Below are 23,899 nucleotides of genomic sequence, written 5' to 3'. Positions count from 1 at the left end.
GGCCAATTGCCAGCCAGCTAGCGGAACGAGTGTGTTACCAGGTGTGTCTAGACTTACCTGCGACCCTCAGGAGTAAACTCACCATGACCTCAACCTATTACACCGGCGAAGAACGCAGCAAACGCATCTTCGCTATCGTTGGTGCCTCTTCAGGCAACCTGGTGGAATGGTTCGACTTCTATGTCTATGCCTTCTGCGCGATCTACTTTGCCCCGGCTTTCTTCCCCTCCGACGATCCCACCGTGCAGTTGTTGAACACGGCGGGCGTGTTCGCCGCGGGGTTTCTGATGCGCCCCATCGGTGGCTGGATCTTCGGCCGCCTCGCTGACCGCCATGGTCGCAAGAATTCCCTGATGATCTCGGTGCTGATGATGTGCTTCGGCTCCCTGATGATCGCCTGCCTGCCTACCTACGCCAGCATCGGCACCTGGGCCCCGGCGCTGTTGCTGCTGGCCCGGCTGATCCAGGGCCTGTCGGTTGGCGGCGAGTACGGCACCACGGCCACTTACATGAGTGAGGTGGCCCTGCGCGGCCAGCGCGGCTTCTTCGCCTCGTTCCAGTACGTGACTTTGATCGGTGGCCAGTTGCTGGCGGTGCTGGTGGTGGTGATCCTTCAGCAGCTGCTCACCGAAGAAGAGCTGCGCGCCTGGGGCTGGCGCATTCCGTTCGTGGTCGGTGCCATCGCCGCGCTGATCTCCCTGATGCTGCGCCGCTCGCTGCATGAGACCAGCAGCGCCGAAACCCGCCAGGACAAGGACGCCGGCACCATCAAGGGCCTGTTCCGCAACCATGCGGCGGCCTTCATCACCGTACTCGGCTACACCGCAGGTGGTTCGCTGATCTTCTACACCTTCACCACCTACATGCAGAAGTACCTGGTCAACACCGCCGGCATGACCGCGAAAAACGCCAGCTACGTGATGACTGGCGCGCTGTTTCTGTTCATGGTGCTGCAGCCGTTCTTCGGCATGCTCTCCGACCGCATCGGCCGGCGTAATTCGATGATGCTGTTCGGTGCCTTGGGTACGCTGTTCACCGTGCCGCTGCTGATGGCGCTGAAAACCGTGAGCAGCCCGTTCATGGCCTTCGTGCTGATTAGCCTGGCGTTGTGTATCGTCAGTTTCTACACCTCGATCAGCGGCCTGGTGAAGGCCGAGATGTTTCCGCCGCAAGTACGCGCACTGGGTGTGGGCCTTGCCTATGCCGTGGCCAACGCGGCTTTCGGCGGTTCGGCCGAGTACGTTGCCCTGGGCCTGAAGACCCTGGGCATGGAAAACACTTTCTACTGGTACGTGACGGCGATGATGGCGATTGCCTTCCTGTTCAGCCTGCGCCTGCCAAAGCAGGCGGCGTATCTGCACCACGATGATTAAGGACGTGGCATGACCAACCAACTGTTCGACGCCTATTTCACCGCACCAGCCATGCGCGAGATTTTCTCCGACCGTGGCCGCCTGCAGGGCATGCTCGATTTCGAAGCGGCGCTGGCGCGGGCCGAGGCGGCTGCCGGGCTGGTCCCGCACAGCGCGGTAGCGGCCATCGAGGCGGCATGCCACGCCGAGCGTTATGACGTCGGTGCGCTGGCCAACGCCATCGCCACTGCCGGCAACTCGGCGATCCCGCTGGTGAAGGCGTTGGGCAAGGTGATTGCCAGTGGCGTGCCCGAGGCCGAGCGCTATGTGCACCTGGGCGCCACCAGCCAGGATGCGATGGACACTGGCCTGGTCCTGCAGTTGCGTGCTGCCCTCGACCTGATCGAAGCCGACCTCGGCAAGCTCGCCGGTACCCTGTCGCGCCAGGCTTTGCAGCACGCCGACACACCGCTGGTGGGGCGCACCTGGCTGCAGCACGCTACCCCGGTGACGCTGGGGATGAAACTGGCCGGTGTGCTGGGCGCGTTGACCCGTCACCGCCAGCGCCTGCGGGAGCTGCGTCCACGCTTGCTGGTGCTGCAGTTCGGCGGCGCCTCGGGCAGCCTGGCGGCTTTGGGCAGCAAGGCGATGCCCGTGGCCGAAGCCCTGGCCGAGCAGCTCAAGCTGACCTTGCCCGAGCAGCCTTGGCACACCCAGCGCGACCGCCTGGTGGAGTTTGCCTCGGTGCTGGGCCTGGTCGCCGGTAGCCTGGGCAAGTTCGGCCGTGATGTCAGCTTGCTGATGCAGACCGAGGCGGGGGAGCTGTTCGAGCCTTCCGCGCCGGGCAAGGGTGGCTCTTCGACCATGCCGCACAAGCGCAACCCGGTCGGCGCCGCGGTGCTGATCGGTGCGGCGACCCGGGTGCCAGGGCTGGTCTCGACGTTGTTCGCCGCCATGCCCCAGGAGCACGAGCGCAGCCTTGGTCTGTGGCATGCCGAATGGGAAACCCTGCCCGACATCTGCTGCCTGGTATCCGGGGCGCTGCGCCAGGCCCAGGTGATTGCCGAGGGCATGGAGGTGGATGCCACGCGTATGCGCCGTAACCTCGACCTGACTCAGGGCCTGGTGCTGGCCGAAGCGGTGAGCATCGTCCTCGCCCAGCGCCTGGGCCGCGACCACGCCCACCACCTGCTGGAGCAATGCTGCCAGCGTGCGGTGGCCGAACAGCGCCACCTGCGCAGCGTGCTGGGCGAGGAGCCGCAGGTCAGTGCCGAACTGTCCGCCGAAGAGCTCGATCGCTTGCTCGACCCTGCCCATTACCTGGGCCAGGCCCGCGTCTGGGTGGCGCGCGCCGTGTCCGAACATCAACGTTTCACTGCCTGAAGGAGACCGCTGTGGCGCATTTGGCAACTGGCCGATGGCGTTTTGAATTACCAGATCGATGGCCCGGAAAACGCCCCGGTGCTGGTCCTGTCCAACTCGCTCGGTACCGACCTGGGCATGTGGGACACGCAGATTCCACTGTGGAGCCAGCATTTCCGTGTGCTGCGCTATGACACACGTGGCCACGGTGGGTCGCTGGTCACTGAAGGCCCTTACAGCATCGAACAGCTGGGCCGTGACGTGCTGGCCCTGCTCGATGGGCTGGATATCGCCAAGGCGCACTTCGTCGGCCTGTCGATGGGTGGCCTCATCGGCCAGTGGCTGGGCATCCATGCCGGCGAGCGCCTGCACAGCCTGACCCTGTGCAACACCGCCGCCAAGATTGCCAACGACGAGGTGTGGAACACCCGTATCGACACCGTGCTCAAAGGCGGCCAGCAGGCCATGGTCGACTTGCGCGATGCTTCCATTGCCCGCTGGTTCACCCCGGGCTTCGCCCAGGCCCAGCCAGCGCAGGCCCAGCGCATCTGCCAGATGCTGGCGCAAACCAGCCCGCAAGGTTATGCCGGCAACTGCGCGGCTGTGCGTGATGCCGATTACCGCGAGCAACTGGGCCGCATCCAGGTGCCGGCGCTGATTGTTGCCGGTACCGAGGACGTGGTCACCACCCCGGAGCACGGCCGCTTCATGCAGGCCGGTATCGCGGGTGCCGAGTACGTCGACTTCCCGGCGGCGCACCTGTCCAACGTCGAAATCGGCGAGGCGTTCAGCCGCCGCGTGCTCGACTTCCTGCTGGCTCACTGAGGACACTGCCATGGACGAGAAACAACGTTACGACGCCGGCATGCAAGTACGCCGCGCCGTGCTTGGCGATGCCCATGTGGACCGCAGCCTGGAGAAGCTCAACGACTTCAACGGCGAGTTCCAGGAGATGATCACCCGCCACGCCTGGGGTGACATCTGGACCCGCCCAGGCCTGCCGCGTCATACCCGTAGCCTGATCACCATCGCCATGCTGATCGGCAATGAACCGCAACGACGAACTGAAGCTGCACCTGCGCGCGGCGGCCAACAACGGCGTGACCCGTGACGAGATCAAGGAAGTGCTGATGCAGAGCGCGATCTATTGCGGCATTCCGGCGGCCAATGCCACCTTTCACCTGGCTGAGTCGGTGTGGGATGAGTTGGGTGTAGAGTCGCGACAACAGTAATGCCTGTACCGGCCCTATCGCCGGCAAGCCAGCTCCCACAGGGATTGCATCAGGCCTGAGGACAGTGCAGGTCTTGAGGGCAGCGCGGTCGGTGTGGGAGCTGGCTTGCCGGCGATGGGGCCATTGAATGTTTACAGGGTCGCATTCTTCTGCCGCATGGCCACCGGGCCGGCGCTGCTTTCCACATCGCGCTTGAGGGCCGGGCACAGGCCCAACATGAACGCCGCTTCTGCCACCACGAACAACGGCCCGATGATCAGGCCGCTGACATCGTCTACAAACGCCGGCTTGCGGCCCTCGTAATAATGGCCGACGAACTGGATGATCCAGCCCACCACGAACGCTCCCAGGCCAGCGCCTAGCCATAGCCCTGTCGTCTGCATGGCCAGCACCTGGCCGACCCACAGGCACAGCCCCAGCAACAACCCCATCACCAGGCCGAAACGCAGGTCCAGACGCAGGTAGAACCATACCGAGGCGGCCGCTGCCAGCAGGGCAGGGGACAGCCACAGGCCGGCCACGTCCCAGCCAGGGCGCGACAGCAGGATGGTGACCGCCAGCACGATCATGGGGATGCCGATGAAGTGGGTGGCGATGTTGCGTGGGTCGCGGTGGTAGCTGGCGTATTGGCTCAGGTGGTCGACGAGGGTTTTCATTGTTGTGTCTCCCTGTTCAGCTTTGTTGTGCCTGAACCGGCCTCTTCGCGGGCTTGCCCGCTCCCACAGGATCACCACAGTTTTCAAGCTTGGTGGATTACCTGTGGGAGCGGGCGAGCCCGCGAAGGGGCCAGTACAGGCAACTTGTGACCGGATAGTGATCAGGATAGCCCGCAGCCACCACCATCATCAGCTCAGCGAATGGCAGCAGCCCGAACTGGCATATCCAGCCCCACCAGCGTCTCGATCATCGCCCGCGCCGCCGGCGACAGTCGGTAACCGCTGCGGCTGACCACGCCACAGCGCACGCTCAGCACTTCCAGCGCCGGTGGCAGGTTGCGCCAGTGCAGGCGCACCAGGCGGCCGCTGGCCAGGTCTTCGGCCACGGCTTCCTCGCTGGCGGTGCCAATCGCATCGCTGGCCTGCACCACGCTACGCAGCACGGCCAGGTGCTCGGTTTGCAGGTGCGGGGTGAAATCGCTGCGCCCGCTCAGGTTGGCCAGGCGCTTGCGCACCCCAGGGGCGAGCAGGGCGCTGGCCAGCGGGTAACTGAACAGGTCGTTGGTCGACAAGCTGTCCTTGGCCAGCAACGGGTGCCCCGGGCGGCAGAAGAACAGGCCGGGGCGTGGTGACAGGGGTTCGGTGTGGAAGTTGGGGTCGGCTTCGAACGGGCGGATGTCGTCGACGAAAAACTCGATCTGCTCGCGGCGCAGGGCCTGGCCCAGGCGTTCGGCGTTGTCCACCAGCAGCGAGGTGCGGATGCCCGGGTGGCGTTCGATGAAGTGGCGCAGGGCATCGGGCACCAGGCGTACGGCCAGCGCAGGGCCGCTGCCGAAATGCAGCTCGCCGGCGTCGAGCTTGGTCATTTGCAGCACTTCGTTGCTCAGCTGTGCGGCACCTTGTACCAGGCGGCGAGCATGTTGCAGCACCACCAGCCCTTCGGGGGTGGGCAGCAGGGCTTTGCTGGCGCGGTCGACCAGGGGGCAACCGAAGCTGTGTTCCAGGCTCTGGATGGCTCGGCTGAAGGCGGGCTGGGTAATGCCCATGGCCTCGGCGGCACGGACGAAGCTGCGGTATTCGGTGAGGGCGATGAAGTAACGCAGCTGACGGAGGTCCATTTCACGGCTCTGGGGCGGGGATCAGGGGCCTATTCAAGCGGTTGCTGCATATGTCGTCAAAGAAGGTTTTTTGATTTGTTTATATCTTCAGGTTATTTGTTGTGGCTTTTGGACTCTTCGCGGGCTCGCCCGCTCCCACAGGGACCGCACAGGTTTCAAGGCTGGTGCGGCCCTTGTGGGAGCGGGCGTGCCCGCGAAGAATTCAAAGCAGATTCAGCGGATAACTCACGATCAACCGGTTCTCATCGAACGAGTTGGTGCTGAAGTCGCGGCGCATGGTGGAGTTGCGCCACTTCACCGACAGGTCCTTGAAGCTGCCCGACTGCACCACATAGGCCAACTCGGTTTCCCGTGCCCATTCCTTGCCATCGTCCACCCCCCCAGCGGTGACGTTGTCACCCTTGATGTAGCGGTTCATCAGGGTCAGGCCTGGCACGCCGACGGTGGCGAAGTTGAAGTCATGGCGCACCTGCCATGAGCGTTCCTTGGCGTTGTCGAAGCTGGAGTTGTAGCTGTCGTTTGCCAGAGTGCCGCCGCTGGTGCCGTTCACCCGCATCCAGGCGTCGTCGCCGCTGACCTTCTGCAGGCCGACGTAGAAGGTGTGGCCCTGGTAGCGTGCCGAGAGCATGGCCGAGGCGGTGCGGTTGTCCAGTTCGCCGGCGCGTTCGGCGCCGTCTTCCTTGCCGATGAAGTAGCCCAGGTTGGCGCCCAGGGTCCAGTCGCCCAAGGGTTGGCTGTGCACCAGGTTGAGGTACTGCTGGCGGTAGATGTCCTTGAGCTGGGCATTCCACAGGCCGATCATGGTGCGCTTGTCGTTGAAGGTGTATTCGCCGCCGCCAAAGTTGAAACGGTCGGAGGTGAACGCTGCCTTGCCGTTCATCGACATGTCTTCCATGCTGGCGTCGTTGCGCGGGCTGTTGCCGCGGAATTGGCCGGCGTACAGGGTCAGGCCGGCGATTTCCTTCGAGGTCAGCTGACCGCCGCGGAAGGTCTGCGGCAGCGAGCGGCCATCGTCCGAGCGCAGGATCGGCAGTACCGGCATCCACTCGCCCACTTTCAGCTCGGTTTCGGACAGCTTGGCTTTCAGTGCCACGCCCAGGCGGCCGAAGTCATCGGCGGGGCGGCCATCGTCGTGCACCGGCAGCAGGTGGGTATTGGTGGTGCCTTTGCCGCCATCGAGCTTGACCGAATACAGGCCCAGTACGTCCACGCCGAAACCGATGGTGCCCTGGGTAAAGCCGGAGCGGGCGTCGAGGATGAAGCTTTGTGTCCATTCCTCGGCTTTGGCCTGCGGATGGGCCGGGTCGACGAAGTTGCGGTTTATGTAGAAGTTGCGCAGGTTGAGGGTGGCCTTGGCATCTTCCAGAAAACCGCCGTTGTCGGCGGCGAACACCGGGAGTGCGCAGGACATGGCCAACAGGCCGGGCAGCAGCTGGCGTGCGGGTTGCAAAGTGCTCATCTGTCGTGGATCTCTTGTTTTTATGGGCGAGCCGGTACGCTGCAGGATGCGGCCTGCAGGTGCGGGTCTTTTGGGATGAACCGGGGCAACGTTGCGTGGGGAGGATGGTGCGGGGTAGGGCTGGGGTGAGGCAATTCGCCGCAAACGGAAGCGGGCGATAATCGAACGGAATGTTCCGGTTGGTTAATTGTTTCCTGTGCTGGCCTCTTCGCGGGCTTGCCCGCTCCCACAGAGGGAGGCGTGGTTCCCCTGTGGGAGCGGGCAAGCCCGCGAAGAGGCCGGTTCAGGCAACACAAAACAAAAAGCCCACCGCGAGGGTGGGCTTGATGTTTGACAGCTTCAATCAGCTCTTCGGTGCTTCCACCGCTGCCTGCTGGTTGTTGGCCTGCCCGGTCTGCTCGTACCAGCCACCGCCAAGCGCCTTGTACAGGTTGACCTCGCTGGTCAGCTGCGACAGGCGGTCGCCGATCAGCGCCTGCTGGGCACTGAACAGGTTGCGCTGGGCGTCGAGGAAGGTCAGGTTGCTGTCGATACCGATGCGATAGCGGCGTTCGGCCAGACGGTAGTAGTCCTGGTTCGCCTGCACCAGGTCGCGTTGCGCCTGCAGCTGCTCTTCGAAGGTCTTGCGCGCCGCCAGGCCATCGGAGACTTCCTGGAAGGCGGTCTGGATGGTCTTTTCGTACTTGGCGACGTTGATGTCCTTCTGGATCTTCGAGTAGTCCAGGCTGGCCTTCAGGCTGCCGGCATTGAAGATCGGCAGGTTGATCTGCGGCTGGAACAACCAGGTGCCCTGGCCGCCCGAGAACAGGTGGCCCATGTCGGGGCTCAGGCTGCCGGCATTGGCGGTCAGGCTGATGCTCGGGAAGAACGCTGCGCGGGCCGCGCCAATGTTGGCATTGGCGGCCTTGAGCAGGTGCTCGGCTTCCTGGATGTCCGGGCGCCGCTGGAGGATGTCCGACGGCAGGCCGGCCGGTACTTCGGCCAGCTGGTCGGCATCGAGCTCGAGCGGCTTGGCCAGGTTGGCGGGAATGCCGGTGCCCAGCAGCACGGTCAGGCTGTTGACGTCCTGGGCGACCAGGCGCTGGTACTGCGAGTACTTGACCCGGGCGCCTTCCACGGCGGTACGCGCCTGGCTGACGTCGAGTGCCGAGGCCACGCCGACTTCGTTGCTGCGACGGGTGAGGTTGTAGCTTTCCTCGTAGGTCTTCAGCGTTTCTTCGGTCAGCTTGAACAGCGCCTGGTCGGCCTGCCAGGTGTAATAGGCGTTGGCCACGCTGGCCACCAGGCTGATCTGCGTGGAGCGACGCGCCTGCTCGCTGGACAGGTAGGTTTCCAGGGCCTGCTCGGTCAGGCTGCGCACGCGGCCGAACAGGTCCAGCTCATAGGCACTGACGCCCAGGGTGGCCGAGTACTGGCTGGTGATGCCTGCTTCGCCGGTCTGCGACATGTTCGCCGGTACGCGTTGGCGGCTGCCGCTGCCGTTGGCCGAAACCGCCGGGAACAGGTCGGCACGCTGGATGCGGTACTGCGCACGATAGGCATCGATGTTCAACGCGGCAACGCGCAGGTCGCGGTTGTTGACCAACGCGGTCTGGATCAGCTGCTGCAGTGCCGGGTCGTGGAAGAACTGACGCCAGCCTTGCTCGGCGGCGGCGACCTCGGCCGATTGCGTCGGCGAGTATGCAGGGCCTTGCGGCCACTGCGCAGCCACCGGCGATTCCGGGGTCTGGTAGTCAGGGATCAGCGAGCAGCCGCCAAGAATGAAAGCGGTTACTGCCAGGGACAACAAAGACTTGGTCATTGCCCAGCCTCATAACGTGGAGTTTCAGGGGTGACGTCTTTTTCCGGCGCTTTGCTACCGAACAGTGACGACACTGCGACGAAGAACAGTGGTACCCAGAAGATAGCCAGCACGGTCGCACTGATCATGCCGCCGATCACGCCAGTACCGATGGCGTGCTGGCTGCCGGCGCCGGCGCCGCTGGCGATAGTCAACGGTACCACGCCGAGGATGAACGCCAGCGAGGTCATGATGATCGGGCGCAGACGCATGCGGCACGCCTCGATCGCCGCGTCGTACAAGGCTGCGGCCTTGTTCATGCAGTTCCTTGGCGAACTCGACGATCAGAATGGCGTTTTTCGCCGCCAGGCCGATGGTGGTCAACAAGCCGACCAGGAAGTACACGTCGTTGGACAACCCGCGCAGGCTGGTAGCGATCAGGGCACCGATGATACCCAGCGGTACCACCAGCACCACGGCGATCGGGATCGACCAGCTTTCGTACAGGGCTGCCAGGCACAGGAACACGAACAGTACCGAGAGGGCGAACAGCGCCGGCATCTGCGAACCGGAGAGTTTTTCCTCGTAGGACATGCCGGTCCAGGAGAAGCCGATGCCGCTTGGCAGTTCGCCAGCAATGCGCTCGACCTCGGCCATGGCTTCACCGGTACTGTAGCCCGGGGCCGGCGCACCAAGGATTTCCATTGCCTCGACGCCGTTGTAACGCGATAGCTTCGGCGAACCGTAGGTCCATTCGCCCTTGGCGAAGGAGGAGAACGGCACCATTTCGCCGGCGCCATTGCGCACGTACCACTTCTGCAGGTCTTCCGGGCTCATCCGCGCGTTTGGCTCGCCCTGGATGTACACCTTCTTGACCCGGCCACGGTCGATGAAGTCGTTGACGTAGCTGGCACCCAGGGCAATCGACAGGGTGTTGTTGATGTCGGCGATGGTCACGCCCAGGGCGCTGGCACGTTCGTCATCAATGGTCAGCTGGTACTGCGGCTCGTCGTTCAGGCCGTTCGGGCGCACGGCGCTGAGGATCTTGCTCTGCGCGGCCTTGGCCAGGAACTGGTTGCGCGCTTCCATCAGCTTGGCATGGCCGACACCGCCGCGGTCCTGCAGGAACACATCGAAGCCGGTGGCGTTACCCAGCTCCAGCACCGCAGGCGGGGCAAAGGCGAACACCATCGCATCGCGGAAGGTGAAGAAGTGCTGCTGGGCGCGCTGGGCAAGGGCGAACACGCTGTTTTCCTTGGAGCGCTCGTCCCACGGCTTGAGCATGATGAACGCCATGCCCGAGCTCTGGCCACGGCCGGCGAAGTTGAAGCCGTTGACGGTGAACACCGAAGCCACGGTGTCGGCCTCTTCGCTGAGCAGGTACTCACGCATCTGGTCGACCACCACCTGGGTGCGCTCGGCACTGGAACCGGCCGGGGTCTGTACCTGGGCGAACAGTACGCCCTGGTCCTCTTCCGGCAGGAACGCGGTAGGGATGCGGGCGAACAGCCAGATCATGCCGACCACGATCAACGCGTAGGCCAGCAGGAACGGTACCTTGTTGCGCAGGATGGTACCCACGCTGCGCTCGTAGCCAGTAACGCTGCGGTCGAAGTTGCGGTTGAACCAGCCAAAGAAGCCGCGCTTGGCCACATGGTGTTCACCCTTCTTCAGCGGCTTGAGCATGGTGGCGCACAGGGCCGGGGTGAAGATGAGCGCCACCAGCACCGACAGGCCCATGGCCGAGACGATGGTGATGGAGAACTGCCGGTAGATCACACCCGTGGAGCCGCCGAAGAACGCCATGGGCAGCAGTACCGCCGACAGCACCAGGGCGATACCCACCAGGGCACCCTGGATCTGCTCCATCGAGCGCTTGGTCGCTTCCTTGGGCGGCAAACCTTCCTCGGACATCACCCGCTCGACGTTCTCCACCACGACGATGGCGTCGTCCACCAGCAAGCCGATGGCCAGGACCATGGCGAACATGGTCAGGGTGTTGATGCTGAAGCCTGCTGCGGCAAGGATGCCGAAGGTGCCCAGCAATACCACCGGTACGGTCATGGTGGTGATGATGGTAGCGCGGAAGTTCTGCAGGAACAGGTACATCACCAGGAACACCAGGACCACGGCTTCGATCAGGGTGTGGATCACGCCGCTGATCGATTCGGTGACCACCGGGGTGGTGTCATACGGGAATACTGCCTTCACCCCGGGCGGGAAGAACGGTTCCAGGTCGGCGATGGTCTTGCGCAAGGCCTTGGCGGTGTCCAGGGCGTTGGCGCCGGTGGCCAGCTTGACTGCCAGACCGGACGCCGGCTTGCCGTTGAACTGGGCGCTGACGGCATAGTTTTCACCACCCAGGCCAACCTGGGCGACGTCTCCCAGACGTACCTGCGAACCGTCACTGTTGACCTTGAGCAGGATCTTCTCGAACTGCTCGGCCGTCTGCAGGCGGGTCTTGCCGATGATGGTGGCGTTCAGCTGGGTACCCGGCATGGCCGGCAGGCCGCCAAGCTGGCCGGAGGACACCTGCACGTTCTGCGCAGCCACGGCGGTCTTGACGTCGACCGGGGTCAGCTGGAACTTGTTCAGCTTGGCCGGATCGAGCCAGATACGCATGGCGTACTGTGCACCGAACACCTGGAAGTCACCCACACCTGCGGTACGCGAGATCGGGTCCTGCATGTTGGAAACGATGTAGTTGGCCAGGTCGTCCTTGGTCATGCTGCCGTCTTCGGACACCAGGCCGATCACCAGCAGGAAGTTCTTCACTGCCTTGGTGACGCGGATACCTTGCTGCTGCACTTCCTGCGGCAGCAGCGGGGTGGCCAGGTTCAGCTTGTTCTGCACCTGTACCTGCGCGGTGTCGGGGTTGGTGCCCTGCTCGAAGGTGGCGGTAATGGTCATGCTGCCGTCGGAGTTGCTTTCCGACGACACATAACGCAGGTTGTCGATACCGTTGAGCTGCTGCTCGATCACCTGGACCACGGTGTCCTGCACGGTTTGCGCCGAGGCGCCCGGGTAGGTCACGGCGATGGCGATGGCCGGTGGCGCGATGCTGGGGTACTGGTTGATCGGCAGCTTCAGGATCGACAAGGCGCCGACCAGCATGATCACCAAGGCGATCACCCAGGCGAAGATCGGGCGATCGATAAAGAACTTCGACATGGTTTACTCCGCTTTGGCGTCTGCTTTCGCCGCGTTGGCCTGATCAGGGCTGCCCGGCTTCTTGACGTTGGTGGCTTCGCTGACCTTGACCTCGACGCCCGGGCGCACGTACTGCAGCCCTTCGGTGATCAGGCGGTCACCCGGGTTCAGGCCTTCCTCGATCAGCCAGTCGCTGCCCAGGGTACGGTTGGCCTTGAGCTGGCGCAGTTCGACCTTGTTCTCCTGGTTGACCACCAGCGCGGTCGGCGCACCTTTCAGGTCGCGGGTCACGCCCTGTTGCGGGGCCAGGATGGCGTTGGCGTTGACCCCGGCCTTGAGCCGCGCATGCACGAACATGCCTGGCAGCAGGGTGTGATCGGGGTTGGGGAACAGGGCGCGCAGGGTGACCGAGCCGGTGGTCTCGTCAACCGCGACTTCGGAGAACTCCAGGCGGCCTTCCTGCTTGAACAGGCTGCCGTCTTCCAGCACCAGCTGCACCGAGGCGGCGTTGTCGCCGGCCTTTTGCAGCTGGCCGCTTTCCAGGTCACGGCGCAGCTTGAGCAGCTCGGCGGTGGACTGGGTGACGTCGACGTAGATCGGGTCGAGTTGCTGGATGGTGGCCATGGCGTTGGCCTGGCCATTGCTCACCAGTGCACCTTCGGTGAACGAAGAACGGCCGATACGGCCGCTGATCGGTGCCAGGACCTTGGTGTAGCGCAGGTCGATCTGCGCGCTCTTGAGCGAAGCCTCGGCCTGCAATCGTTTGGCATTGGCGTCGTCGTATTCCTGTTTGGAGACAGCCTGTTCGTCGATCAGCTGCTTGTAACGCTCGGCCAGCGAGCGGGTAGCCTGCAGGTTGGCCTGGGCATTGGCCAGGTTGGCTTCGTACACGGCAGGGTCGATCTGGTAGAGCTGCTGGCCTTCCTTGACCTCACTGCCTTCCTTGAACAGGCGCTTGAGGATGATGCCGTTGACCTGCGGGCGCACTTCGGCGACGCGGTAGGCACTGGTACGCCCCGGCAGTTCCGAGGTCAGGGTGAAGGCTTGGGGCTGGATGGTCACGACGCCGACCTGAGGAGCCTGCGCCGCTGGCGCTGCTTCTTCTTTCTTACAGCCACTGAGCAGGGTTGCCAGGGCGACGGCGGAAACCAGAGCGGTAACGGCTGGCTTGAATTGCATGAGGATCCTCGGGTCGCTGGAGCTGGGAGACGCTCAAGAGTAATGGAAGAGTCTTGATCTGGAAAAATTGCTATCCGGTGGATAAATAGCTTGCTAAGGAATATACTTACATTCATGGTTGTTTGTAAATACCGCTGGGTTGTACTTGGGTACTGCCACAGTCCTTGATTAGCTGCTCCGCGCGGCACCCTGCAGAGGTGCCCCCGGAGTGTTCCCCGCACGCGCCGCGCGTTCGGGGCAGATGAGGTTTGTACTGCCATGGTCCGTCGAACCAAAGAAGAAGCCCAGGAAACCCGCGCCCAGATCATCGAGGCGGCGGAAAAGGCCTTCTACAAGCGCGGGGTTGCGCGAACCACCCTGGCCGACATCGCCGAACTGGCAGGTGTGACGCGAGGGGCGATTTACTGGCACTTCAACAACAAGGCCGAGTTGGTGCAGGCGCTGCTCGACAGCCTGCATGAAACCCATGACCACCTGGCGCGGGCGAGCGAAAGCGAGGACGAAGTGGACCCGCTTGGCTGCATGCGCAAGCTGTTGTTGCAAGTGTTCAACGAGCTGGTGCTCGATGCCCGAACCCGGCGTATCAATGAAATCCTGCATCACAAGTGCGAGTTCACCGATGACATGTGTGAAATTCGCCAGCAGCGCCAGGGTGCGGTGCTGGATTGCCACAAGGGCATCACCCTGGCGTTGGCCAATGCCGTGCGCCGGGGCCAGTTGCCAGGCGAGCTGGATGTCGAGCGCGCGGCGGTGGCCATGTTCGCCTATGTCGATGGCCTGATCGGGCGCTGGCTGTTGCTGCCTGACAGTGTCGATCTGTTGAAGGATGTCGAAAAATGGGTCGACACCGGGCTGGATATGCTGCGCTTGAGCCCGGCTCTGCGCAAATGACACTTTGTTAAGGATTGTGAGGGAGTGTTACCCCTTTGTGTTAAGGGGAGATTAATGCCTTCGGGTGGCAGGGACAGGTGCAAATCCTGTAGGAGCGGCCTCTTAGCGTCCGCGAAGTTGCCGATCCGGCAATGCCACTGCCGCTAGCAGTCCGAGCACAGCCACCCCGGCACTCCCCATCAGCAACTGCCGGAACGTCTCCAGCAACCGCCCTTGGGTCACGAGGTCCACCTCACCAGCAGTCAGGCTCCCCAGCAACGGATTACCCAGCGAGTCGAACCCGCCCTGGTGCAGCAGTGCCAGCAGCAGGCTGGACATGCACGCCACGCCCATGGCCCCGCCCAGCGAGCGGAACAGGTTGGTGGTGCTGGTGGCGACGCCGATGTCCTTGCTGTCCACCGCGCTTTGCGTACCTACCAGCGAGGTCGGGAACTGCAGACCGCAAGCGATACCGGTCAGCAGCATGAACAGTGCACTGGGCAAGGCGGACTGCGGCGGGGTCAGCGCCATGGCGAAAATGGCCAGCGGCATCAGCAGTGCCCCGGCCAGGATCTGCGGCTTGTAGCGCCCGGTCAGGCTGGTCATGCGCCCGCCGGTGAAGGCCCCGACAGGCAGCCCCATCACCAGCGGCAGGAGGTGCAGGGCCGCGCTGTCGGCGCCGGCGCCGGTGATGCCCTGGTAGCGCAACGGCATGAGCATGGTCAGGGAGATCGACTGGAAGCTGGCGAAGAAGATCACGCCCCAGCACAGTACCGCCACGCGGTTGCCGAACAGGCCGAGCGGCAGCAGTGGCTCCGGGCAGCGGCGTTCATGGGCGATGAACAGTACCAGGCCGAGTGTGGCGCAGGCGAACAGGGTCAGCACGGCCGGGTCGGCCCAGGCATGGCCCTGGCCGACCAGGGTAATGCCCAGCAACAGGCTGCCCAGGCCGAGTATCAGCAGCACGGCGCCGAGGTAGTCCACCTGCGCCTCGCGGCGCTGCGCCGGCATGCCGCCGAGGGCGCGACGGATCGCCCACAGTGCAACCAGCCCCAGCGGCAGGTTGATCCAGAATACCCCGCGCCATGAAAGGTATTCGGTCAGCCACCCGCCCAGCACCGGCCCTGCGACACTGGCCACCGCGTACATGCTGCTGAAGTAGCCCTGGTAGCGGCCGCGCTCTCGCGGGGGCACGAAGTCGCCGATGATCGCCTGGCTCACCGAGACCATGCCGCCGGCGCCAATGCCCTGCAGTACCCGGGCCAGTACCAGTTGCTGCATGTCCTGGGCCAGGGCGCAGGCGATCGAGGCCAGGGTGAACAGGCTGATGCCGGTGAGAATCATCCGACGCCGCCCGTACAAGTCGCCCAGCTTGCCGTAGATGGGGACGGCCACGGTCATCGCCACCATGTAGCCGGAGATGACCCACGCCAGCAGGCCGACATCGTTGAACTGCGCCGAGATCGCTGGCAGCGAGACAGCGACGATGGTCTGGTCCAGGGCGCCGAGGAAGATCGCCAGCATCAGGGCGGTGAGCACGTTGCGCAGGGTTGTGGGGGGCAGGGCGGCGGTCACGGGGATACCTTGTTCATCGGTTGAGGCCTCTTCGCGGGCACGCCCGCTCCCACAAGGGCAACACAGGTCTTGAAGGTAGTGGTTTACCTGTGGGAGCGGGCGTGCCCGCGAAATGGCCCCGGAATTGTAACCTGAGTTAGGTAGCTTCCTATGTACTATCTGCATCCCCTATGCAAGATCGGCATTGGCGCATTCATCCAGTGCTGCATGGCTGCGTGATATCGTTGGTATGCCACAGAGGCTGAAAACCGGGGCTTGCACCAGCATGGTGCAGCATTATGCCGCGGGGTTTTCAAGCCGCTGTCTCCCACACCTTTTATTCCTCTGCCTGCATGTCGAGCATGACCGCCCGGATGGCGACGGTTGGAACAGCCAGGTAGACCCGATTACAGGGGTCGGTAGTTACCGTTCGAATTTCAATTTATTTTGCGGAGTGATCATGCCCAAGGCTTCCCATCAAGATCTGCGTTTTGCCTTCCGCGAGCTGCTCGCTTCAGGTTCCTGTTATCACACCGCATCGGTGTTCGACCCGATGTCGGCGCGCATTGCCGCAGACCTGGGCTTCGAGGTCGGCATCCTCGGTGGTTCCGTCGCTTCGTTGCAGGTATTGGCTGCGCCGGACTTCGCCCTCATCACTCTCAGTGAGTTCGTCGAGCAGGCCACCCGTATCGGTCGTGTGGCGCAACTGCCCGTGCTGGCGGACGCCGACCATGGCTATGGCAACGCGCTGAACGTCATGCGCACGGTCATCGAACTGGAGCGCGCTGGCGTGGCAGCACTGACCATCGAGGACACCCTGCTGCCGGCCCAGTTCGGGCGCAAGTCCACCGACCTGATCCCGGTTGAAGAGGGCGTCGGCAAGATCCGTGCAGCGCTGGAGGCGCGGGTCGACTCGTCGTTGTCGATCATTGCCCGGACCAACGCTGGCGTACTCTCCACTGAAGAAATCATCGTGCGCACCCAGAGCTACCAGAAGGCCGGGGCCGACGGTATCTGCATGGTGGGGGTGAAGGATTTCGCGCAGCTCGAGCAGATTGCCGAGCACCTGACGGTGCCGCTGATGCTGGTGACCTACGGCAACCCGAACCTGCGCGATGACGAGCGCCTGGCACGCCTGGGCGTACGCATCGTGGTCGATGGTCACGCGGCCTACTTTGCCGCCATCAAGGCCACCTACGACTGCCTGCGGCTGCAGCGCGGCCAGCAGAACAAGTCGGAAAACCTCAGCGCCACCGAACTCTCGCATACCTACACCCAGCCCGAGGACTACATCCGCTGGGCCAAGGAATACATGAGCGTCGAGGAGTGATGGCGCGATCCCGCTAGGAGCGTCACAGGCCCTGGTCCCACTCCGGTTCGTCCTTGAACCGCTGCACCAGAAAGTCCAGCATGCTGCGCAGGGTCGCCGGCATGTGCTTGCGCGAGGTGTACACCGCATTGAGGTTCAGCTCGCGTGGCTTCGCCTCGGGCAGCAAGCGCACCAGCTCGCCGCAGCGCAAGGCCTGTGCGGCCTGGTAGGTCGGCAACATGGCGATACCTGCGCCGGCCAGCGCCGCCTTCTGTAGTGTCATCGCCTCGTTGGCACTGATATTCCCGCCCACCGGCACGGCGACCTGCTGGCCGGCCACCTCGAAATGCCACAGGCTGTGGCCGAAGTAGGCATGGGTCAGGCAGTTGTGCTGGCTCAATTCCTCGACCCGTTGCGGCGTGCCGTGCTCGCGCAGGTACGCCGGTGCCGCACACACCGCCGAGCGGCACACGCTCAAGCGCCGGGCGATCAGGTTGGGGTCCAGGTCATTGCTGGTGCGAATGGCCAGGTCGATGCGCTCGTCCACCAGATTCACCGTGCGATCGAGCATCTGCAGTTCCACCTTCACCCCGGGGTAACGCCGGACGTAGTCGGCCACTGCATCCACCAGCTGGGCCTGGCCAAACGAAGTGCTGACACTGATGCGCAGCGCGCCCTTGGGTGCGTCATCCGGTTGCTGCACCGCGGCCTGCAGGTCGCCTGCCAGTTCCAGCAGTTGGCGGCAGCGGGGCAGGGTTTCCTGACCGGCGGCGGTGAGGCTGAGCTTGCGTGTGGTGCGCTGCATCAGCCGTGCGCCAACCCAGTCTTCCAGCTCCGCCAGGTAGCGCGACACCACCGGCCGGGACAGTTGCAGATGATCTGCCGCTGCCGACTGGCTGCCCAGGTCGACAACGGTGACGAAAACGCGCATGGCGTTGAGACGGTCCATGATTTGCCCGGTTTCAGAAACAAACTATGTTCGAGCATCGCATTTTTTGTGATGGATCGGGCAACTAAGCTGTTGGGCATTGTTCATCTGACGGGTGTTTGCGATGTCTCTTTTCCCTCCCTTGCGTGGCCTGCTGCTGGCCTGCGTGACCTTGGCCGGGCCGGTGCTGGCTGCCGAACCCTTGCGGCTGGAGGTATACAACCCCGGACATGAGGCGATCTTCCCGGTCAGTTCGGTGATCGTCAGCGGCGAGCACGATGCCATTCTTGTCGATGCCCAGTTCGGCAAGGCACAGGCAGAGCAACTGGTGCAGCGCCTGCGGGCAGGTGGCAAGCAGCTGACCAGCATCTACATCAGCCACGGCGACCCGGACTACTACTTCGGCCTGGATACCCTGACCCAGGCCTTCCCCGACGCCAAGGTGCTGGCGTCGGCCGCCACGGTTGCCCATATCCGCCAGACCATGGATGCCAAACTGGCCTACTGGGGCCCGCAGATGGGCGCGGACAAACCGGCGCGTCTGGTGCTGCCACAGGTGCTCGAAGGCAACCGCCTGACGCTGGAAGGGCAGGCCCTCGATGTGGTCGGCCTGGACGGCCCGCAACCTGATCGCAGTTTTGTGTGGATCCCGTCGATCAAGGCGGTGGTCGGTGGCGTGGTGGTGTCGGAGAACATCCATGTATGGATGGCCGACACGCAAACGGCCAAGTCCCACGCCGACTGGCTCGGCACCCTGGCGCACATCGAAGCGCTGGCGCCGCGCACGGTCATCCCGGGGCATTACCTGGGCGACAGCAGCCGATCGCTCGAGGCCGTGCGTTTCACGGCGAACTACATACGTGACTTCGATGCCGAGACCGCCAAGGCGAAGGACGCCGGCGCGTTGATCGCGGCGATGAAGCGACGTTACCCGGGCCTGGCCGATGAAAGCTCGCTGGAGCTGGGGGCCAAGGTCGCCAAGGGCGAGATGAAATGGTAATTCCGTTCAATTGATGGAGAGTATCCCATGAGCAAGATTGCAATCATCGGTGCCACTGGCCGCGCTGGCAGCCAGTTGCTGGAGGAGGCCCTGCGCCGTGGCCACAGTGTGCTGGCCATCGCCCGCGACCCGTCGCGCTTGCAAGGGCGGGACGGGGTCACCGTCAAGGCGCTGGATGTGAAGGACAGCGCAGCCCTGCAAGCGGCGGTCGCGGATGTGGATGCGGTGCTGAGTGCGGCGCATTTCTCGACCATCGAGCCACACGCCATCATCGAGCCGGTCAAGCACGCCGGGGTCAGGCGATTGCTGGTGGTTGGCGGTGCCGGCAGCCTGTTGCTGCCATCGGGCCATCGGGTGATCGACAGCCCGGACTTCCCCGAGGCGTACAAGGCCGAGGCCAATGCCGGTGTGCATTTTCTGGAGGTGTTGCAGCGGGAGCCGAACCTGGACTGGACCTTCCTGTCGCCGTCGGCGGAGTTCGTTGAAGGTGAGCGCAGCGGGCATTACAAACTGGGCAAGGATCATCTGCTGATCGGCGCGGATGGCAGAAGCTGGATCACCTTCGCCGATTACGCGATTGCCATGCTCGACGAACTGGAAAAGCCGCAGCACTCGCGGCAGCGTTTCACTGTCGGCTACTGAGTCGCCTGCTTCGCGGGCTTGCCCGCTCCCACAGGTACAGTGCAGGTCCTGGATTTTGTGCGGTACCTGTGGGAGCGGGCGTGCCCGCGAAGGGGCACTCACTGGCTGGCCTGGCCCTCCAGCCAGTCCAGCAACTCCACCAACCCCGACGGCAAGCTCTTGCTCTGGCTCACCAGGTAATACCCCTTGCCGGTCATCACCTTCAGCGCAAACGGCATGCACAGCCGCCCTCCGCGCAAGTCATCGCCGATCAGCGACCAGTCGCCGATGGCCACGCCGGTCCCCTGCGAGGCCATGGCCATGGCCATGTCCAGCGTTTCGAAATGCTGTTTCGGCCCTTGAGTGCCCAGCGTCACCCCGGCTGCCTGCAGCCATAACCGCCAGTCATGCTCATCTCGCGACGGGTGCAGCAGCATGTGTCGCGCCAGGTCCTCGACCTGCTGCAACGGTACCGGCCCCTCTCGCAGTGACGGCGCGCACACCGGCGTCAGCTGTTCATCGAACAACTTGCGCACGCGCAACCCGTGGTTCGGTGCATCGCCGTAGACCACCGCCGCATCGAAACCCTCGCGGCGGAAATCCACCCCATGCTGCACGGTGGTGGTCAGCTCCACCGGCACATCCGGGCGTAACGCCTGCCATTCCATCAGGCGCGGCAGCAGCCAGCGCATCACGCAGGTCGGAGCCTTGAGCTGCAAGGTAGCGGTGCGTCCACCCACCTCGCGCACCCCTTGTTCGATCAGCGTGAACACCTGCTGCACCCTTGGCAGCCAGTCCTGGCCTTCACGGGTCAGGCTCAGCCCACGGGCCTGGCGCTGGAACAAGGCATAACCCAGATGTTCCTCGAGGGCTGCAATCTGCCGGCTGACCGCGCCCTGGGTGATATGCAACTGCTGCCCGGCACGGGTGAAATTGCAGTGTTGGGCGGTGACCAGAAAGGTATGCAGGGCAGGCAGGGGCGGGAGGCGTTTCATTGTGCTGAGCCATGAGTACAGGACATGGCTAGTATGTGTTTTTTTGCATTGTGGCGATAGCCGTGGCTGGGTCCAATAAGGCATAACCCAACCAAGATTCATGGTGAAACCGATGGCAACCTGCGGCGAAGTACTGGTAAAACTCCTTGAAGGCTATGGCGTGGACCATGTCTTCGGCATTCCTGGTGTACATACCGTGGAGCTCTACCGCGGCCTGGCGGGATCGTCGATCCGCCATGTCACCCCGCGCCACGAGCAGGGCGCCGGGTTCATGGCCGACGGCTATGCGCGCACCCGCGGCAAACCGGGAGTGTGCTTCATCATCACCGGCCCGGGCATGACCAACATCACCACTGCCATGGGCCAGGCCTATGCCGACTCGATCCCGATGCTGGTGATTTCCAGCGTGCAGTCGCGCGACCAGCTGGGCGGTGGCCGCGGCAAGCTGCACGAGTTGCCCAACCAGGCAGCGCTGGTCTCGGGTGTGGCGGCGTTTTCCCACACCCTGATGAGTGCCGATGACCTGCCGCAGGTGCTGGCCCGGGCATTCGCCGTGTTCGAAGGTGCCCGACCGCGCCCGGTGCACATCGAGATCCCGCTCGACGTGCTGGTCGAGCCGGCCGATCACCTGTTGCCGGGGCGCGTGGTGCGTAGCAGCAGGGCAGGGGCAGCGCCGCAGGCCGTGGCGCAGATGGCCGAGCGCCTGGCCAATGCAAGGCGGCCATTGGTCCTGGCCGGTGGCGGCGCATTGGCCGCGGGCGCTGCGCTGGCGCGCCTGGCTGAACACCTGCAGGCGCCGGTGGCGCTGACCATCAATGCCAAGGGGCTGCTGCCGGCCAGCCACCCGCTGCAGATCGGCTCGACCCAGTCTCTGCCGGCCACGCGGGCACTGGTGGCCGAGGCCGATGTGGTACTGGCGATCGGCACCGAACTGGCCGAAACCGACTATGACGTGACCTTCAAAGGTGGTTTCGAAATCCCCGGCAGCCTCTTGCGCATCGACATCGACCCGGACCAGACCGTGCGCAATTACCTGCCGACGCTGTCGCTGGTGGCCGATGCCGAACTGGCCGCCGAGGCGCTGCTCGGCGCCTTGCAGCCACTGCCGCAACCTGTGCGTGAAAACACGTGGGGGGCGGCCCGGGTGGCCAAGCTGCGCCAGGCACTGGCGGCGGGTTGGGACCAGCCGACCTTGAGCCAGACGCGTTTGTTGAATGCGATTCTCGAGCGCCTGCCCAACGCCATTCTGGTGGGCGATTCGACCCAGCCGGTGTACACCGGCAACCTGACCCTGGACATGGAGCAGCCACGGCGCTGGTTCAATGCCTCGACCGGCTACGGCACCTTGGGGTATGCACTGCCGGCGGCCATGGGTGCCTGGCTGGGTAGTGCGGAACAGGTCGACGAGCGTGCGCCTGCGGTGTGCCTGATTGGTGATGGCGGTTTGCAATTCACCTTGCCGGAGCTGGCCAGTGCGGTGGAGGCGCAAGTGCCGCTGATCGTGCTGCTGTGGAACAACCAGGGGTACGAGGAAATCAAGAAGTACATGGTCAACCGGGCGATCGAGCCGGTCGGAGTGGATATCCATACGCCGGACTTCATTGGTGTGGCGCGGGCCCTGGGCGCGGCAGCGGAGCAGGTGGCGGATGTGGCGCAGTTGCAAGCGGCTTTGGGGCACGCGGTGGAGCGCAAGGGGCCGACCCTGATCCAGGTTGACCAGAATCAGTGGCAGGGGGCTGTGCGGGGCTGACGTAGCGCTGTTGCCTGTACGGGCCCTTTCGCGGGCTTGCCCGCTCCCACAGGATTCTGCACAGATTCTGAATGTTGTGCTGTACCTGTGGGAGCGGGCAAGCCCGCGAAGAGGCCAGTACTGCCATCCAGAACTTCAGCCAGCAGACGCCCGCAACCTGGCCACATCACGAATCGGCGGCGCGCCATACAGCCTGCTGTACTCACGGCTGAACTGTGACGGGCTTTCATAGCCTACCCTGTAAGCCGCCACCGCTGCCTCAAGCCCGTCATTGAGCATCAACCGCCGCGCCTCCTGCAGGCGCAGTTGCTTCTGGTACTGCAACGGGCTCATCGACGTCACGGCCTTGAACCGGTGGTGCAAGGTCGAGATGCTGAGGTTGACCTCCCGGGCCAGGTCCTCGATGCGCAAAGGCATTTGATAATTCTGGTTGAGCCAGGTGATGGCCTGGCAAACCCGGTGGGTCTGGCTGTTGGCCAAGGCGATTTCGTACAACCGATAGCCCTGCGGCCCACGCAGCAGGCGGTAGAGGATCTCCCGACGGAACAGCGGCGCCAGCATCGCGATGTCACGCGGGGTATCCAGCAGGCGGATCAGGCGCAGCAGAGCGTCGAGCAACGCGGCATCGGTTCTTTCCACATACAGGCCACGACCGGAAGGCCGGTTGGGCACCAGCATCGGCCCGCTTTCGGCGATCAGCTGGCTGATTTCGGCCGGGTCCAGGTCCATGCGCAGGCCGAGGCTCGGGTGCTCGGGGCTGGCGTCGAGCCTGACACCGCTAAGCGGCAAGGTGACCGAGACCACCATGTAGTGCAGCGGGTCGTAGGCGTACTGCTCGTCCCCGAGAAACAGGCTTTTACTGCCTTGGGCGAGGATGCACAGCGCGGGTTGCGCCAGGGTCGGCACCGAGCGCACGTTTTCGGTGTAGCGCACCAGGTACAGATCATCGATGGCCGATGCCGGGCCGTGGGGTTCGCCGGCGTGGCGGCTGATCAGCTCGGCCAGCTCCTGGCGTTGCAGTTCCAGGCTCGGGTCGATGGACGTGGCGGTGGTCATGATGGCTTTCCTCTGCTGACCGACGCAGCATAGGTTTGGGCAATGGCGGGCGCTAGTCAAAAGCTGCACGTCGATTGCCTGATCCTGCCGCGCTGCAGGATCAGGCAATCGGCGAGCAGTAATGGCCTAACGCGCTGCGCGGGTGAGTCTCTAACCTTGGCAGCCTGGCTTTCCCGTCCGCCTGCTTCAAGGAGATCGTGCAATGACCTCGACACAACCGGTCACCCACCTTGCTTTCATCCGTGCCAGCAGCGGGCGCTCGGCGGAGTTGGGCGCGCGTCTGCGTGACTTGCTCGAGCCCTCGCTGCGGGCACCGGGTTGCCTGAGTTTCACCGTGCAGCGTTCGCAGGCTGATGCCGACTTGTGGTTGCTCAGTGGCAGCTGGCGGGACCAGCAGGCGATGAGTGGGTACTTTGCTTCGCCGACGCTGCAGGTGTTTGGTGAGTTGGTACAGGCACAGGTGGTCAGCAGCCTGGACTTGCATACCTTTGACTGATCTGTCGCTGGTACCGGCGATAGGGCCGGAAC

The 23,899-nt window shown here is 64.0% G+C and carries 18 protein-coding genes and 2 pseudogenes; 10 read left to right on the top strand and 10 right to left on the bottom strand.

Annotation, left to right across the window (positions count from 1 at the left end; translation table 11 throughout):
* Positions 1-83 precede the first annotated feature (83 nt).
* The 4 genes and pseudogenes from QIY50_05460 (at position 84) to pcaC (ending at position 3,946) form a co-directional block, all read left to right on the top strand.
* On the top strand, positions 84-1,373 hold the full coding sequence (locus QIY50_05460) for an MFS family transporter (GenBank protein WGV21682.1): 1,290 nt from the start codon (positions 84-86) through the stop codon (positions 1,371-1,373).
* A gap of 9 nt (positions 1,374-1,382) precedes the next feature.
* Entirely contained in the window at positions 1,383-2,735 is a 1,353-nt protein-coding gene (locus QIY50_05455) for a 3-carboxy-cis,cis-muconate cycloisomerase (GenBank protein ID WGV21681.1), read from the top strand.
* A gap of 18 nt (positions 2,736-2,753) precedes the next feature.
* Positions 2,754-3,539 carry a 3-oxoadipate enol-lactonase gene (gene pcaD, locus QIY50_05450; protein ID WGV23003.1) on the top strand — a complete coding sequence of 262 codons (786 nt, stop codon included), beginning with the start codon at positions 2,754-2,756 and terminating at the stop codon, positions 3,537-3,539.
* 10 nt (positions 3,540-3,549) lie between these two features.
* Positions 3,550-3,946: pseudogene (gene pcaC, locus QIY50_05445) on the top strand (4-carboxymuconolactone decarboxylase).
* A gap of 131 nt (positions 3,947-4,077) precedes the next feature.
* Here the strand turns inward: pcaC and QIY50_05440 are convergent.
* From QIY50_05440 to ttgA, 6 genes and pseudogenes are all read right to left on the bottom strand, one after another.
* The gene (locus QIY50_05440) at positions 4,078-4,602 is read right to left on the bottom strand and encodes a DUF962 domain-containing protein (GenBank protein ID WGV21680.1); all 525 of its coding nucleotides are present in this window, start codon (positions 4,600-4,602) and stop codon (positions 4,078-4,080) included.
* A 194-nt stretch (positions 4,603-4,796) separates the two neighbouring features.
* Positions 4,797-5,720: a LysR family transcriptional regulator gene (locus QIY50_05435; protein ID WGV21679.1), complete on the bottom strand. Its 924-nt coding sequence runs from the start codon at positions 5,718-5,720 to the stop codon at positions 4,797-4,799.
* A 202-nt stretch (positions 5,721-5,922) separates the two neighbouring features.
* The gene (locus QIY50_05430) at positions 5,923-7,179 is read right to left on the bottom strand and encodes an OprD family porin (protein ID WGV21678.1); all 1,257 of its coding nucleotides are present in this window, start codon (positions 7,177-7,179) and stop codon (positions 5,923-5,925) included.
* 343 nt (positions 7,180-7,522) lie between these two features.
* Positions 7,523-8,980 (bottom strand): AdeC/AdeK/OprM family multidrug efflux complex outer membrane factor, encoded by a 1,458-nt coding sequence (locus tag QIY50_05425; protein WGV21677.1) that lies wholly within the window; start codon positions 8,978-8,980, stop codon positions 7,523-7,525.
* Positions 8,977-12,130 (bottom strand): annotated as a pseudogene (ttgB, locus tag QIY50_05420) (multidrug efflux RND transporter permease subunit TtgB). The gene QIY50_05425 and the pseudogene ttgB overlap by 4 nt, the downstream one beginning before the upstream one ends.
* A 3-nt stretch (positions 12,131-12,133) precedes the next feature.
* Positions 12,134-13,288, bottom strand: coding sequence for a toluene efflux RND transporter periplasmic adaptor subunit TtgA (gene ttgA, locus QIY50_05415; protein ID WGV21676.1), 1,155 nt, complete (start codon positions 13,286-13,288; stop codon positions 12,134-12,136).
* 258 nt (positions 13,289-13,546) lie between these two features.
* Between ttgA and ttgR the strand changes: the two genes are divergently transcribed.
* Positions 13,547-14,179 (top strand): efflux transport transcriptional regulator TtgR, encoded by a 633-nt coding sequence (gene ttgR, locus QIY50_05410; GenBank protein WGV21675.1) that lies wholly within the window; start codon positions 13,547-13,549, stop codon positions 14,177-14,179.
* A gap of 102 nt (positions 14,180-14,281) precedes the next feature.
* Here ttgR and QIY50_05405 read toward each other — a convergent pair whose 3' ends face one another.
* On the bottom strand, positions 14,282-15,733 hold the full coding sequence (locus QIY50_05405) for an MDR family MFS transporter (protein ID WGV21674.1): 1,452 nt from the start codon (positions 15,731-15,733) through the stop codon (positions 14,282-14,284).
* Between the two features lie 439 nt (positions 15,734-16,172).
* Here QIY50_05405 and QIY50_05400 point away from each other — a divergent pair, with 439 nt between their 5' ends.
* Positions 16,173-17,042 (top strand): oxaloacetate decarboxylase, encoded by an 870-nt coding sequence (locus QIY50_05400; GenBank protein WGV21673.1) that lies wholly within the window; start codon positions 16,173-16,175, stop codon positions 17,040-17,042.
* A gap of 22 nt (positions 17,043-17,064) precedes the next feature.
* On the opposite strand, the gene QIY50_05395 is transcribed toward QIY50_05400, so the two are convergent.
* Complete coding sequence (locus tag QIY50_05395) at positions 17,065-17,970, bottom strand: LysR family transcriptional regulator (protein WGV21672.1); 906 nt, start codon at positions 17,968-17,970, stop codon at positions 17,065-17,067.
* Positions 17,971-18,073: 103 nt separating this feature from the next.
* Here QIY50_05395 and QIY50_05390 point away from each other — a divergent pair, with 103 nt between their 5' ends.
* Entirely contained in the window at positions 18,074-18,949 is an 876-nt protein-coding gene (locus QIY50_05390) for an MBL fold metallo-hydrolase (protein WGV21671.1), read from the top strand.
* A 27-nt stretch (positions 18,950-18,976) separates the two neighbouring features.
* Positions 18,977-19,591 (top strand): NAD(P)-dependent oxidoreductase, encoded by a 615-nt coding sequence (locus QIY50_05385; GenBank protein ID WGV21670.1) that lies wholly within the window; start codon positions 18,977-18,979, stop codon positions 19,589-19,591.
* 98 nt (positions 19,592-19,689) lie between these two features.
* On the opposite strand, the gene QIY50_05380 is transcribed toward QIY50_05385, so the two are convergent.
* Positions 19,690-20,565 carry a LysR substrate-binding domain-containing protein gene (locus QIY50_05380; protein ID WGV21669.1) on the bottom strand — a complete coding sequence of 292 codons (876 nt, stop codon included), beginning with the start codon at positions 20,563-20,565 and terminating at the stop codon, positions 19,690-19,692.
* 112 nt (positions 20,566-20,677) lie between these two features.
* On the opposite strand from QIY50_05380, the gene QIY50_05375 reads away from it, so the two are divergent.
* Complete coding sequence (locus tag QIY50_05375) at positions 20,678-22,315, top strand: 5-guanidino-2-oxopentanoate decarboxylase (GenBank protein ID WGV21668.1); 1,638 nt, start codon at positions 20,678-20,680, stop codon at positions 22,313-22,315.
* Positions 22,316-22,450: 135 nt separating this feature from the next.
* On the opposite strand, the gene QIY50_05370 is transcribed toward QIY50_05375, so the two are convergent.
* Entirely contained in the window at positions 22,451-23,371 is a 921-nt protein-coding gene (locus QIY50_05370) for an AraC family transcriptional regulator (GenBank protein ID WGV21667.1), read from the bottom strand.
* Positions 23,372-23,573: 202 nt separating this feature from the next.
* Here QIY50_05370 and QIY50_05365 point away from each other — a divergent pair, with 202 nt between their 5' ends.
* Entirely contained in the window at positions 23,574-23,867 is a 294-nt protein-coding gene (locus QIY50_05365) for a putative quinol monooxygenase (protein ID WGV21666.1), read from the top strand.
* Positions 23,868-23,899: the final 32 nt, after the last annotated feature.

The organism is Pseudomonas putida, from assembly GCA_029953615.1.
In the GTDB taxonomy this organism is placed as follows: Bacteria; Pseudomonadota; Gammaproteobacteria; order Pseudomonadales; family Pseudomonadaceae; genus Aquipseudomonas.
This window is presented reverse-complemented; position numbering and strand designations above follow the sequence as displayed.